The sequence below is a fragment of the Micromonospora sp. NBC_00617 genome (genome assembly GCF_045161355.1).
GTDB lineage: Bacteria > Actinomycetota > Actinomycetes > Mycobacteriales > Micromonosporaceae > Micromonospora.
In genome coordinates, this window is the sequence record NZ_CP107751.1 from 5,402,775 (window position 1) to 5,415,299 (window position 12,525).

Genomic DNA, 12,525 nt, shown 5'->3' on the forward strand with positions numbered 1-12,525 from the left:
TTGCCGCGGCACGTCGGTGGAGCCGGCACCTCCCCGCGCTTTCGCCTCGGAGGCCGAACTCGTCCGGCTGCATTGGCAGTGGTGCGCCTCGCCGGACTCCGTGAGTCCGCACCTCATAAGGACCAGCGTGTTGCTGGTGGATTCCAAAACGAGGCAAAGCCTAATGCTTGAATCGGACATTCGGCTATTTGACTGCCTTCACTGTCTGCCGTCGACCCGCCCTCCTAGGGGAGGCGGGGCACTGCCCGGCCCGCCACGTCAAGCGGGCCTTGACGCACGTTCGGACGCTGGCGGGTCGGGCGGTGGTCTGCTCGGCTTGCCCGGGTCGATGGCAGGCGGGATGGCCTACCGCAACCACCCTCGACCCGGCGCCCGCCGTCGGAGCCCTGGCCATCCTGGAGCCGGAGCGCCCCCGCCGGAGGCGCAGTAGCCGCAACCCCTCGTGGGCGCCGCCTCTTCGCCGACGCGGCTGGCGTGCGCTCTCCGACGCCGCGCGGGCTCGTGGTCGCGCGGCCCCGCCGGCTGCCGGCCCACCACCTCCCCACATCAACGGCCTGTCGTGCTGCGGCGGCCCCTTGGGCTTCCCGCTTCTGCGCCAGCCGACGGGCGTGTTGCGTGGCCGGAGTCGGAGCGCCAGCGGAGCGACGGACGCGCGCCCAGGCGGCGGCGCGTGCGGCCCGTTCAGGGCCGCCTTGAAGACGTACAGAAACTTTGAACCACTTCGCCGGCAGCCGGGGGCTCAACCGAGTGCCGGGGCTCCCCTGGCTGCCCTGTCCGCGTCGAGCTTCCTGCTCACGGCGGGCCAGTCTTCGGCGGTGACGCTGTAGTAGATCGAGTGCCGGACGTGGCCGTCGCGCAGGATGCGGTGGTTCCGGAAGGTGCCTTCCTCGGTTGCGCCGAGGCCCTTGATGGCTTGTTGCGATCGGGTATTGCGGCTGTCGGTCTTGAAGGCCACGCGAATGGTGCCCAAATCGTTGAAGGCGTGGCGCATGAGCAGGTGCGACGCCTCGCGGATCGCGCCGGTACGCCAGTAGCTTGGCGTCAGCCAAGCCCACCCGATTTCTAGGCTGTGGTGGTTCGGTGAGATGTCGATGTAGCTGATGCTGCCGACGGCGTTGCCGGAAGTCACGTCGACGATGGCGAAGGCTAGCCGCTCGCCTCTCTGCTGCTCGTCAAGTGCTTCCTGGATCAGCGCCGCCACCGGCTCCTCGTCTGTCGGTGTCGCCTCGTCCAGGTAAGCCCAGACCTGATCGTGGCTCGCCGCTTCCGTGAGATCGCCAACGTGCTTCATCGTCAGCGGCTCAAGCCGAACGATGCTGCCGCGCAACTCGACCGGCCTGACCGTCATCGGCTCTGGCCTCATTCGGCAGACACCTCGTAGACCAAGACGTGCTTGTCACCGGCGAGAAGCTGATCGAAAGCTTCCAGCGGTGTGTCGTCTTCGTCGTAGGCGATCCGCACGGCTCGGACCACGCATACGCCAGGATCGAGCTTGAGGACGTTGCTCTCTTCCGGCGTTGGCATACGGAAGCTCAGCTCGTCGATGTAGTACGAAATCGGCTTCCCGTGCTCTCGCTCCAGCACGGCCAGCACTTTGCCACCGCCGTCGGCACGCCCGTCCACCCGCGTAACGACTACCGGTCGTTCCGAGAAATCATCCGGCGGGCCGGCCTACGGCAGGTTCGTCTACACGACCTGCGGCACACGGCGGCCAGCGTCCTTCTCGCCCAGGGCGTGCCCGCCCGTGTGGTGATGGAGATCCTCGGTCACTCTCAGATCAGCGTCACTCTCAACATCTACGCACACGTGGCCCCTGAGGTCGCCCGGGAAGCTGCGGCACGGCTGGAGGGGGCGCTGTGGTGCGGTGAGTAGGTTGGCTGCTCGCTTGGCTGCTCGGCCCAGCGAAGGCAAGCGAAAGGCCCAGGTCATGATCGGCGATCAAGCCGGTGACCTGGGCCTTTCAATGGAGCCGCCTGACGGAATCGAACCGTCGACCTACGCATTACGAGTGCGTCGCTCTAGCCGACTGAGCTAAGGCGGCAACGATCAGCAAGTGTACGGCACCCCCCGACTCCGGACCGAGCGGGATACCCCCCGCGCCTCCGTAGCACCAACCGGACAACCAGCGCCATCTGGCTATTACCGAACAGCGCCTCGCCCGGACCGGTACTACGCTGCGGCGCGTGAGTGACGAACGCGACGATCACCAGATCCCGGCGGGCGAGCAGCCCGCCGGGGAGCGGGCCCCTCGCCGGCCGCGCTCCACCGATCCGCTGGAGTTGGGCTTCACCCCCCGCAAGCCGGTGCCCTGGCTGGCCCCGTTCCTGTTGATCAGCACCGGCATCCGGACGCTGTTGGCGATCCTCTTCGGCGCCTACCTGGACAAGCGCGAGTTGCAGAACGCCTTCGGCGACGGCATCTTCCGCCAGGCGGGGCCGGACGGTGGGCTCTGGCTCGACTACGTGGCCGACCTCGGTGACGGCTTCCACGCCACCTACTCCGTCGCGTACCTGCTGGCGCAGCCGGAGCTGACCGTGGACGGGCACCGGCTGCCCCGTGCGCAGACCCTGGTCATGGGCGGGGACCAGGTGTACCCGTCGGCGGCCTACGCGGAGTACGAGAACCGGTGCAAGGGGCCGTACCAGGCCGCGCTGCCAGCGACCCCGCCCGACCGTCCCACGCTGTTCGCGGTGCCGGGCAACCACGACTGGTACGACGGCCTGACCGCCTTCCTGCGGCTGTTCGTTCGCTCTCGGGACCGCAACTTCGCCGGCTGGCGCACCGGGCAGTCGCGTTCGTACTTCGCGGTGGAGTTGCCGGCCGGCTGGTGGCTGCTGGGCGTCGACGACCAGTCCGGCTCATACCTGGACGACCCACAGTTGGCCTACTTCGACGAGGTGGCCCGTCGGCTCACCCCGGAGTCGAAGGTGATCATCGCGGCGCCGTCGCCGACCTGGGTCAAGGCCGCCGACGTTCCTACGGCGTACGACTCGATCGACTACTTCGTCCGGACCATCATCGACCCGACCGGGGCGCAGGTGCGGCTGCTCCTCTCCGGCGACCTGCACCACTACGCCCGCTATGCCGGCCCGGACCGACAGTTGATCACCTGTGGCGGCGGCGGCGCGTACCTGTACCCGACGCACAAGCTGCCGGAGCGCATCGAGGTGCCGCCCCGGGACACGCTGGCCCGACGGGCCAGCCGCACACAGCCGTACGACCTGGTGGCCCGCTATCCGGACGCGGCCCGCTCCCGGCGCTACGGCTGGGGCATCTTCGCCCGGCTGCCGTTTCGCAACCCCGGCTTCGCCACGCTGCTGGGCACCCTGCACACCCTGCTGATGCTGGCCATGGCGGGCGCGACGGCGAACTGGGCCGACAGCGCCAACCAGCGACTGTTCAGCGTCCCGCTGGTGCTGATGGTGCTCGTGACGGTGGTGGCGGCGGCCCTGTTCGCCAAGCCGCCCAGCGCCAGCGGCAAGCGGCATGTCCGGCACTGGATTCTCGGCGTCAGCCACGGCGTGGCCCAGGTGGCGCTGGCCGCTAGCGGCACCTGGGTCTGGTTGGCGTTGCCGTTCTACGACTGGCCGTGGCCGCTGCCGGCGGTCGCCGCGGCGGTGCTGTACGGCCCGGTCATCGGCCTGGTGGCCAGTCAGCTGGTGGCGGCGTACCTGCTGGTCGCCAGTGCGTTCGGGGTGAACGTCAACGAACTGTTCGCCGGGCAGGGCATCGAGGACTCCAAGTCGTTCCTGCGGTTGCGCATCGACCCGGACGGCACGCTTACCGTCTACCCGCTCGGAGTGGACCGGGTGGCCCGCGACTGGCAGGTGAACCCCGACCAGTCCCCCACCGCGAGCTGGCTGACCCCCCGTGCCCCGCTAACTCCCCACCTGACCGAACCCCCCATAGTCCTCTCCTGACCCCACCACCTGTCGATCAAGAGGTTTGCGTCATCCGGGGCCGGAATTCTGACGCAAACCTCTTGATCAACAAGGTTTGTCCGGGGGGTGGTTAGGGGGTGTAGTGCTGGTCGTGGGCTTGGCGGGGGGAGCAGACGGAGGCGCGGGAGCAGGAGCAGCGGGAGCCGTCGGCGTCGAGGCGGACGGTGACCGCGTCTCGCGGGACGCTGTGGCCAACCACCCGACCGTCGCCCTCGGGGGTGGAGACACGGCTGCCGACGGCCGGCGCGGTCTCCTGGAAGCGCTGGTACAGCGGGTGCCCTCAATTGACCGCAGACAGTACATCCATTAGCTTGACTGAATGACTGATGACCAGGTCAAGGATGCCCCATGACTCCCCGCGCCACCACGATCAAGAGTGCTGCCCGTCGCCGGGCGATGCGGGCTCTCGCCCCGCAGGGCACCGCCCTCCGCGCCGTGCTGTATCTGCGGATGAGCATGGACCGGACCGGCGAGGGTGCCGGCCTGGAGCGCCAGGAGGAAGCGTGCCGGGGGTTGGCCCTGGCCCGTGGCTGGGAGGTGGTCGCCGTTGTCGACGACACCATCTCGGCCACCGACTTCCGGCTCACCGAACGGCCCGGCTGGATGAAGGTCGTCCAGATGATCGAGGACGGCGAAGCCGACCTGATCGTGGCCTGGCACCTGGACCGGGTAACCCGCTCGATGAAGGACCTGGAGGTGCTGATCGAGCTGGCCGTGGAGAAGAACATCGGCCTGGCCACCGCCACCGGGGATATCGACCTGACCACCGACGTGGGTCGGATGGTCGCCCGCATCCTGGCCGCCGTGGCTACCGCCGAGGTGGAGCGGAAGGCAGAGCGCCAGATCCTGCGCAACGACCTGCGGATCCAGCAGGGCGAGCCGCAGTGGATCCGGCGTCCGTTCGGCTACGAGCTGGACGGCACACTGCGGGAGTCTGAGGCGGCGGCTGGCGGCAAGGCGTACCGCGATGTGCTCGCCGGCAAGTTCCTATCGACCGTGGCGCGGGAGTGGAACAAGGCCGGCTTCACGACCACCGCGCCGGATCCGGAGAAGGCTCGGCCTCGCCAGCCCCGCAAGCAGGACTACAACCCGTCCGGGCAGTGGAACAACGTCGCCGTGCGGAACTGGCTGCGCTCGCCTCGGAACATGGGCAAACAGACCCTGTACGGGGAGATCGTCGGCGACGGAAACTGGGAGGCGCTGGTAGACGAGGAGACCTGGTGGGCGGTGGATCGCCTGCTCACTGACCGGGAGCGCCCAGACGGCAACGGAGGCAAGTTGCAGAATCTGCTGTCCGCCATCGCGAAGTGCTCGGTGTGCAACGCGTCGATGGGGGTGGACAGGCGAGGCCGGGAGAAGGACGACCTGGTCTACGTGTGCAAGGGCTGGGCGAACAAGCCGGAGCTGGGCCGGGGGCACTGCTCGATCGGCGTGGACTTCGCCGACGGGATCGTCGTGCGCCGGTTGATCCAGCAGATGGAGAAGACTGGCAGGGTGGCGTTCCATCCGCAGCCGGTCAGCATCGACACCACGCCGCTCAAAGAGCGAGAGAAGGAGATCGCCACGCTCATGGCCGAGCTGGTCGAGGACCGGACCCAGGGGTTCATCACCCGGGCCGCCCTACAGGAGGGGTCCGCGAAGCTCCAGGCCGAGCTGGTCGACGTTCAGACCGCGCTGGCGAAGGCCGGCGCACACGGTGGTCCAGCCGAAGAGATCGACATCGAGGCCGCGTACGAGGAGTTCGATGCCATGGAGTTGGGTGAGCAGCGCCAGATCCTGCGCGACGCCTTCGTGCTGATCCAGGTCCGGCCTCGGGGCAAGGGTCGACCGAAAAAGGGTGAGGGGACCTGGAAGCCTGAGCTGATCGAGTCGCCGTTCTCCCCTGCCTGGCAGTAGGCAAGCAGAAAGCCCCCCTTCCTCGCGATGAGGGAAGAGAGGGCTTCCCCCCGGGCCGGCGGGGACCAAGTTCCGCCATGGCCGGTCAACCGCCTCAACCGCGTCCCCGACAGCCGGTGGGCGTCGACGTGATCGGGGAGATGAAGGCCGGCGACATCGTCCACCTGACCACCGCCGCGAGCGTGCAGTTCCTGCGCCCGATCTTCGTACGCGTCATCCGCAAGTTCCCGAGCGGTACACGTACGAGGGTGGTGTGGATCGAAGGGTACGAGCTGAACGCGGCAGGCGATGCTGTGGCGCGGCGTGAGCTGTACGTGATGCGCGACGGGTGCGCCTACAGGTTCAGGCCCCGCGTCGCGCCACCGATCCGCGCCGCCCGATCCCACGTACCCCGTGAGGGTCGGCCGATGACCACCCTCGAAGGCCACAAGCCGCTTCGCCCGTCGTGGCGCTGTCCGGCGTGCGGCATCCTCTGACCCTGCTCTGCCGCCAAGCTGCGCCTCCTGGGGCAGTACCGCGAGGATCGGCCGGGCTTACTGGCTTACCTCGCCTCGCTTCAGGAGGAGGCGAAGGCCGACCTGACCAAGCTGAACCCGGACACCAAGCTGCCGGACCTGGCCCCGCGTTTCGTCGCCTGGGCTGAGTCCCGATAGACCCCCGGTTCCCCCTGGGGTGGAGGAGGCCCTGCTCTACGGAGTGGGGCCTTCTTCGTATGCCCGGCGCGATCCGCAGACGTCAGACAGCGAGCACCGCTTGGTCTCGCCGCTGGAGAGCTGGCGAACAGTCACCGTCTCGCTCGGGACGTGCCGCGAGACGACCCTGGCCTCGCCTTCCGGGGTGGTAACCCTCTGGCCACTCGTCGGGTATATGCTGCTTCTGTCATACAGTGGGTGCTCGTACTTCAGGCAGCACATCAACCGGCCGCACGCCCCCGAGATGCGCAGCGGGTTCAGCGGCAGATCCTGGTCCTTGGCCATCCGGATGGTCACCGGCTCGAAGTCGGTGAGGAACGTCGCGCAGCACAGGTCCCGACCACACGAGCCGATGCCGCCCTGGACGCGGGCCGAATCCCGTGCCGAGAGTTGCCGCAGCTCGACCCGGCAGTGCAGGGTGGCGCCCAGGTCGCGGACCAGGGACCGGAAGTCCACCCGGTGCGGGGCGGTGAAGTAGACGGTGCTGCGCTCGCCGCCGCCGTCGCCCGAGTTGAGCACGTGGTCGACGGCCACCACCTTCATCGGGAGGCCGTGCGCGCGGATCAGTCGCTTCGCCGCCACCTTCGCCTCGGCCTTACGACGGCGCAGCGCCTCGTCCCGAACCAGGTCGTCGTCGCCGGCCAGCCCGACCAGCCGGGGGAAGCCGTCGGTCTCCTCGCTCACCCACTGGGCGGCCCAGACACACTCGGCCACCTCGGGCCCGTCGTCGGTCGGCACCAGCACCCGGTCGCCCACCTGCGGGCGCAACTCGCCCGGGTCGAGGTAGTAGAGGCGCCCGTACCGGTTGAAGCTGACCGCGCAGAGCATGCCCATCCCCCCACCCTACGACGCATCACCGCAAAGGGCGCACCGGTCAATCCCCACGCCGGCATCCATGACCGTCGACTTGACCCATTGCCGGGCCACCCGTCGTGCCGTTGACCCTCGCCCGGACGGTTGATTCCGGCCGCGGGTGGGGGACAAACGTCTCCGGGCGGCGTTGAGTGGAGGCAGACCTGCGGGGGGTGCAGGGGGAAGACCACGGCGTCGCCGTGGGCGCCGACTCTGCTCGGGCGTCCGCGAGCGACGCCGTGGCCTGTCCGAGGACGCGACGACCGGCTACCAGCCGACCCGGGTGGGCTGGTCGTAGCGGGGACGGCCGTCCATCGACGACCGCCAGGTGGACTCGGCCAGGCTCGGCGACCACTGGCGCAGCAGTGTCTCGGCGCCGTCGTACGCGACGCACAGCACCGCCAGCACCCGCGCGGCGATCTCGGCCGCGTCGGCGACACCCGGCCCGACCGGCGTCAGACGGGTCGGCGGGCCGGTGGCGGTGGCGGCGACCACGGCCACCGCCTCGGCCGAGCGCAGCACGTCGGCCATCGTCCGGGCCAGGGCGAGGCGGCTGCCCTCCACCCAGTCGGCGAGGGCGTCAGCGTACCCGGCGGTGGATTCCAGTCGCCCGACCAGGCTCTCCGGGCCCTCGTCGAGATGGCGCAGCAGCGCGGCGCGCTCCTGCCCGTACGCCGAGGCGGCCGGGCCGGACCAGAGCACCGGGTCGGTGAGCGCCGCGCCGACGTCGTCGTACCCCCGGACCAGCCGGCGCACCGCGTGCCCGGCGCTGGCCAGCGGCGCCGGGTGCAGGTCGAGGAAGCCGCGGACGGCGTCACCCGGCAGCACCTGCATCCGGCGCAGCAGCGGCCAGACCCGGTGCCCCTCGGGAACGCCGGCCGCGAGCAACGCGTCCACCCGGTAGAGCAGGTCGAGGCCCGGTTCGGCGAGCCGGTCCAGTGGGTCCATCACGGCTCCCCGATGATCCGGCGGCGGGCGGCGCGGTCGACCTCGGCGTACCGGTCGGCGGCCTCGCGGACCGCCGAGGAGGCGGCGGCGAGCCGAGCGGCGGCGGCTCGTGCCTCGCGGGCCCGATCGTCGGTGGCGGCGGTCCACTGTCGGTGCAGCGCGCGACCGATCTCGCCGGGGCGGCCCGGGGCGTCCGCGCCGAACGCGGCCTGGGCCGGGTCGCTGGCGGTGACCGAGTGGGACAGCGTGGTCAGCGTGGCGCTCGCCTCGTCGAGCCGGGCGGAGAGCGCGCGCAGTGTGTCCATGTCAGGCCCCCGCGAGCGGTCGGTAGGCGGCGAACGTCTCGTTGTGCAGCTTTTCCCGGGCCCACTCGGCGGCGTCGGCGGCCGCGGTGACCGCGGCCTGCACCGAGCCCGCCACGTCTCGTGGGCTGCGGGTGTGCAACGGCCCGAGGAACCGGACGTCGGTGATCCGCCCGCCGGCGGTGACCACCACCTCGACCAACCCGTCCGGCGACCGGACGGTGACCTCGACGGTCGACACCGCCTGGTCGAACTCGGCCTGCAACGATTCGATGCGGCGGTAGCGCCGCACCGCCTCCTCGATCCAGGCCTCGTCGATCTCCCCCCGCGGCATCGGCGACTCCTCCCGGATGACCCCTCACTGAGCGTGCCGCCACCGTCACCACGGCACACCGGACCGTACCGCACCGCAATCGCGCGTGTCGATGGCTGTGGACAACCGGCTGGAGCTGCGGGTCAGCCCTTCCAGAGGGCGAGCATCATCGCCTCGACCGCGATGCGTGGCTTGACGTTCGCCTCGATCGCCGCCCGGCAGGCGAGAACGGCCTCCAACCGGCGCAGCGACCCCTCGGCGTCCCACTTCTGGGCCCCCGCGCCGGCGAGCGCGGCGGTGTCGGTGTGCACGGGATCGACCGGGGCCCGCAGCGCCATGGTGAGCGCGTCCCGGTAGAAGCCGGCCAGGTCGACGAGCGCCCGGTCCAACGCGTCCCGCTGGGCCCTGGTGGCCCGCGACTTCTGCCGCTTCTCCAACTCCTTGAGCTGCCCGGCGGCACCGCGCATCGCGCCGGCCGCGCCCCGGCCGGTGCCGCCCGCGCCGAGCGCGGTCTCCAGCGCGGCCCGTTCCGTCGCGTCCGCCTCGGACACCGACGCCTCGGCCTCCGCCTCGGCCGCCTCGATCAGCGCGGACGCCGCGTCGAACGCCGCGCCGACGCCGGTCAGCCGGCGCGGCACGGCGAGGACCGCCTCACGCCGCTTGCGGGCCTCCGGATCGCGGGCCAGCCGGCGAGCCCGACCCACGTGCCCCTGCGCGGCCGCCGCCGCCCACTGCGCCACGTCGGGCGCGATGCCGTCCCGACGGACCAGCACCTCGGCCACCGCGGCGGCCGGCGGCTGCCGCAGGGGTACGACACGACAGCGCGACCGGATGGTCACCGAGATGTCGTCCGGGTGGGTGGATGGGGCGCAGAGCAGGAAGACCGTCCGCGGTGGCGGCTCCTCGATGGCCTTGAGCAGCGCGTTGCCGGCCGCCTCGGTGAGCCGGTCGGCATCCTCAATGACGACCACCTGCCAGCGCCCGCCGGACGGGGTGCTGGCCGCACGCAGCACCAGCGCGCGCATCTCGCCGACACCGATGGAGAGCCCCTCCGGCACCACCATCCGGACGTCGGCGTTGGTGCCGCCCATCGTGGTGTGGCAGCCGGGGCACTCGCCGCAGCCGGTGCCGTACGTGCACTGGAGGGCGGCGGCGAAGGCGCGGGCGGCGACCGAGCGGCCGGAACCGGGCGGCCCGGTGAAGATCCAGGCGTGCGTCATCCCGGTGGACGGATCCAGCACGCCGGGCTCGGTGTCACCGGCCTCGGAAGCGGCCTCGCTGGCCGGGCCCGCGGCGACCAGCGCGGGTGCCCGGTCGGCCGCGCCGGCGCGCAGCACGGCCGCCGCCGCGCCGGCGGCCCGGCGCAGTTCGGCGACCGCCTCGTCCTGGCCGACCAGATCGGCGAAGACGTCCGGCATCAGGTCTTGTGCTCCATCGTCACCAACTCCGCGTCGGATAACTCCGGCTGCACCGAGGTGTCCGGGCCCTGCGCGGGGCGGGGGTGCACGATGCCGCCCGGCTTGCCCAGCATCTCCTGCACGCGCCGGACCACCAGCTGAGTGATCTCGTCGACCGGTCGGGACGCGTCGAGCACCAGGTAGCGCTTCGGGTCGGCTGCGGCGAGGTCCAGGAACGCGTAGCGGACGCGCTCGTGGAAGGCGATCGACTCCGCCTCGAGCCGGTCGGCGCCCGCGTTACGCGAGGCCACCCGGGACAGGCCGGTCCGCGGCTCGACGTCGAGCAGTACCACCAGGTCCGGCTTGAGCCCGCCGGTGGCCCAGGAGGAGAGCCAGGAGACCTCGTCGACCGGAAGCGTCCGGCCGGCGCCCTGGTACGCCAGTGACGAGTCGACGTACCGGTCACTGATCACCACACCGCCACGGACCAGCGCGGGCCGGACCACGGCGGCCACGTGGTGCGCCCGGTCGGCGGCGTAGAGCAGCGCCTCGGCGCGCGGGGAGGGCGCCTCGTCGCCGGAGGTGTCCAGCACCAGCGACCGGATCCGCTGGCCGACGGCCGTGGCCCCCGGCTCACGGGTGACCAGGACGTCGCACCCCTGGCCGCGCAGCCGCTCGGCGAGCGCGGTGAGCTGGGTGGACTTGCCGGCGCCCTCGCCACCCTCGAACACCACGAAGAGCCCGGCGGAGACGAACGGCTCGGTCGGCATCAGCGGGCGACCCCGGATCGAGCCCCAGAGGTCGGCGAGGACGGGCACGCCCTTCTTGTCGTCCATCTGGCCGAAGGCGCTGATCCCGGCGAAGATGCCCGCGGCACCGGCGGCGAGCAGCAGCAGCCGGGTCGAGGAGACGGAGATGCCGAGGTCGGCGATGGTCAGTTTGCGGGAGCCACCGACGCCGACCAGAACGCTGCTCAGCCCGATGGCCAGGATCAACACCAGCCGGGTGCCGATCTGCACCACCGCGAAGACCCGGCCACGCACCTCGTCGGCCACCTCGCCGCCCAGCAGCGTGGTGCCGGCCAGGAAGGCCATCCCGGCGCCGGCGCCGACCAGGACCGCTCCGACGATCGCCATGGACAGGTGGATGGCGAAGGCGAGGGTCATCACGGCGGCGCTGGCCAGCACGATGCTCATACCGAACCATCGGCGCCGGGACATCTCCTTGACGATCATCGGACCGAGGCCGATGCCGAGGGCCAGACCGACGAAGATGGCGCCGAAGAGCAGCGAGAACGCGGCGTCGCCGGCGCCCAGCGAGCTGGCGAAGAACTTGGCCGTGCCGACCACGATGCCGCCACCGGCGAACGCGCCGAAGATGCCCAGCACCAGACCACGCACGAGCGGGGTCTGGCCGATGTACTTCCAGCCCTCGGAGAACTGCCGGAACATGCTCTGCTCGGAACGCTCGGTCTCACCGCGTTGCGCCTCGCTGATCTCCTTGATCCCGAAGGCCACCACCAGCGCGGTGGCGAGCCGGGAGAAGGAGTTGAACCAGAGCGCGAGCTGGGCCGGCTCGGCCCAGGAGGGCAGGTCGCCACCGACGGCACCACGGACGCCACGGTCGAGCACGGCAAGGCCGATGGCGGCGGCGACCGGGGTGAGGCCGTACGTGGTGATCAGGGTGAGCTGGTTGGCCGCCTCAAGCCGGGCCCGCGGGATGAGGTTGGGGACCGCGGCCTCCTTGGCCGGGATCCAGAGCAGGGTGATCGACTCGATCAGGAAGGTGGCGATCAGCGCCCAGCCGACCACCAGACCGCCCGCGGCGCCGCTGAGGGCGTAGAGCGGAATGGACGCGAAGAGGACGAAGCGCAGGAGGTCACAGATGACCATCGTCCAGCGCCTGTCGAACCGGTCGGCGAAGACGCCGGCCACCGGGCCGAGCACCAGCGCGGGCAGCAGCCGGATCGCGGTCACACCGCCGAACGCGGCGCCCTGGGCGGTGCTGCCCTGCACCTGGGAGGCGGCGAAGAGAGCGGTGGCCAGCAGACCGAGCCAGTCGCCGAAGGAGGCCGCGCCGAGCACGAGCCAGAGCCGCCGGAACGGCCTGATCCGCAGAACCGAGCGGATCGCGGCGTAGCCGGACGGATCGACCTGACCGGAGCTGGACTGGTTGGCGGCGTTG

At 71.0% G+C, this 12,525-nt stretch carries 12 protein-coding genes, 1 tRNA gene and 1 pseudogene; 4 read left to right on the forward strand and 10 right to left on the reverse strand.

Translation table 11 applies throughout. The features are described from left to right. Positions 1 to 739: 739 nt before the first annotated feature. Both OG505_RS24840 and OG505_RS24845 read right to left on the reverse strand, forming a co-directional pair. Complete coding sequence (locus OG505_RS24840; RefSeq protein ID WP_405428064.1) at positions 740 to 1,348, reverse strand: GNAT family N-acetyltransferase; 609 nt, start codon at positions 1,346 to 1,348, stop codon at positions 740 to 742. Positions 1,349 to 1,359: 11 nt separating this feature from the next. Then, positions 1,360 to 1,623, reverse strand: coding sequence for a UTRA domain-containing protein (locus OG505_RS24845; protein ID WP_405428066.1), 264 nt, complete (start codon positions 1,621 to 1,623; stop codon positions 1,360 to 1,362). On the opposite strand from OG505_RS24845, the gene OG505_RS24850 reads away from it, so the two are divergent. Beyond that, positions 1,567 to 1,872: a site-specific integrase gene (locus tag OG505_RS24850; protein ID WP_405428068.1), complete on the forward strand. Its 306-nt coding sequence runs from the start codon at positions 1,567 to 1,569 to the stop codon at positions 1,870 to 1,872. The genes OG505_RS24845 and OG505_RS24850 overlap by 57 nt on opposite strands. A gap of 92 nt (positions 1,873 to 1,964) precedes the next feature. Here the strand turns inward: OG505_RS24850 and OG505_RS24855 are convergent. Beyond that, a tRNA-Thr gene (locus OG505_RS24855) sits at positions 1,965 to 2,041 on the reverse strand. A 142-nt stretch (positions 2,042 to 2,183) separates the two neighbouring features. On the opposite strand from OG505_RS24855, the gene OG505_RS24860 reads away from it, so the two are divergent. Beyond that, a complete protein-coding gene (locus OG505_RS24860) occupies positions 2,184 to 3,920 on the forward strand; it encodes a metallophosphoesterase family protein (protein ID WP_405428070.1) in 1,737 nt (578 codons plus the stop codon). A 91-nt stretch (positions 3,921 to 4,011) separates the two neighbouring features. Here OG505_RS24860 and OG505_RS24865 read toward each other — a convergent pair. Beyond that, positions 4,012 to 4,218: pseudogene (locus OG505_RS24865) on the reverse strand (regulatory iron-sulfur-containing complex subunit RicT); the annotation flags it as partial. 71 nt (positions 4,219 to 4,289) lie between these two features. Here OG505_RS24865 and OG505_RS24870 point away from each other — a divergent pair. Beyond that, entirely contained in the window at positions 4,290 to 5,837 is a 1,548-nt protein-coding gene (locus OG505_RS24870) for a recombinase family protein (RefSeq protein WP_405428072.1), read from the forward strand. Positions 5,838 to 5,953: 116 nt separating this feature from the next. Continuing rightward, positions 5,954 to 6,313 (forward strand): hypothetical protein, encoded by a 360-nt coding sequence (locus tag OG505_RS24875; RefSeq protein ID WP_405428074.1) that lies wholly within the window; start codon positions 5,954 to 5,956, stop codon positions 6,311 to 6,313. A gap of 213 nt (positions 6,314 to 6,526) precedes the next feature. Here OG505_RS24875 and OG505_RS24880 read toward each other — a convergent pair whose 3' ends face one another. The 6 genes from OG505_RS24880 to tmk form a co-directional block, all read right to left on the reverse strand. Further along, entirely contained in the window at positions 6,527 to 7,363 is an 837-nt protein-coding gene (locus tag OG505_RS24880; protein WP_405428076.1) for a stage 0 sporulation family protein, read from the reverse strand. A gap of 285 nt (positions 7,364 to 7,648) precedes the next feature. After that, positions 7,649 to 8,329: a hypothetical protein gene (locus tag OG505_RS24885; RefSeq protein ID WP_405428078.1), complete on the reverse strand. Its 681-nt coding sequence runs from the start codon at positions 8,327 to 8,329 to the stop codon at positions 7,649 to 7,651. After that, positions 8,329 to 8,634 (reverse strand): hypothetical protein, encoded by a 306-nt coding sequence (locus OG505_RS24890; RefSeq protein ID WP_405428080.1) that lies wholly within the window; start codon positions 8,632 to 8,634, stop codon positions 8,329 to 8,331. The genes OG505_RS24885 and OG505_RS24890 overlap by 1 nt, the downstream gene beginning before the upstream one ends. A gap of 1 nt (position 8,635) precedes the next feature. Further along, positions 8,636 to 8,965, reverse strand: coding sequence for a YbaB/EbfC family nucleoid-associated protein (locus tag OG505_RS24895; protein WP_007454690.1), 330 nt, complete (start codon positions 8,963 to 8,965; stop codon positions 8,636 to 8,638). 122 nt (positions 8,966 to 9,087) lie between these two features. Next, the gene (locus OG505_RS24900; protein ID WP_405428082.1) at positions 9,088 to 10,362 is read right to left on the reverse strand and encodes a DNA polymerase III subunit delta'; all 1,275 of its coding nucleotides are present in this window, start codon (positions 10,360 to 10,362) and stop codon (positions 9,088 to 9,090) included. Then, complete coding sequence (gene tmk / locus OG505_RS24905; protein ID WP_405434679.1) at positions 10,362 to 12,452, reverse strand: dTMP kinase; 2,091 nt, start codon at positions 12,450 to 12,452, stop codon at positions 10,362 to 10,364. Before tmk ends, OG505_RS24900 begins: the two co-directional genes overlap by 1 nt. Positions 12,453 to 12,525: the final 73 nt, after the last annotated feature.

Coding starts and splice junctions, on each gene's coding strand:
- OG505_RS24870 (WP_405428072.1), top strand. CDS start 4,290: ATGACTCCCCGCGCCACCACGATCAAGAGTGCTGCCCGTCGCCGGGCG.
- OG505_RS24900 (WP_405428082.1), bottom strand. CDS start 10,362: ATGCCGGACGTCTTCGCCGATCTGGTCGGCCAGGACGAGGCGGTCGCC.
- OG505_RS24890 (WP_405428080.1), bottom strand. CDS start 8,634: ATGGACACACTGCGCGCGCTCTCCGCCCGGCTCGACGAGGCGAGCGCC.
- OG505_RS24880 (WP_405428076.1), bottom strand. CDS start 7,363: ATGGGCATGCTCTGCGCGGTCAGCTTCAACCGGTACGGGCGCCTCTAC.
- OG505_RS24885 (WP_405428078.1), bottom strand. CDS start 8,329: ATGGACCCACTGGACCGGCTCGCCGAACCGGGCCTCGACCTGCTCTAC.
- OG505_RS24840 (WP_405428064.1), bottom strand. CDS start 1,348: ATGACGGTCAGGCCGGTCGAGTTGCGCGGCAGCATCGTTCGGCTTGAG.
- OG505_RS24895 (WP_007454690.1), bottom strand. CDS start 8,965: ATGCCGCGGGGGGAGATCGACGAGGCCTGGATCGAGGAGGCGGTGCGG.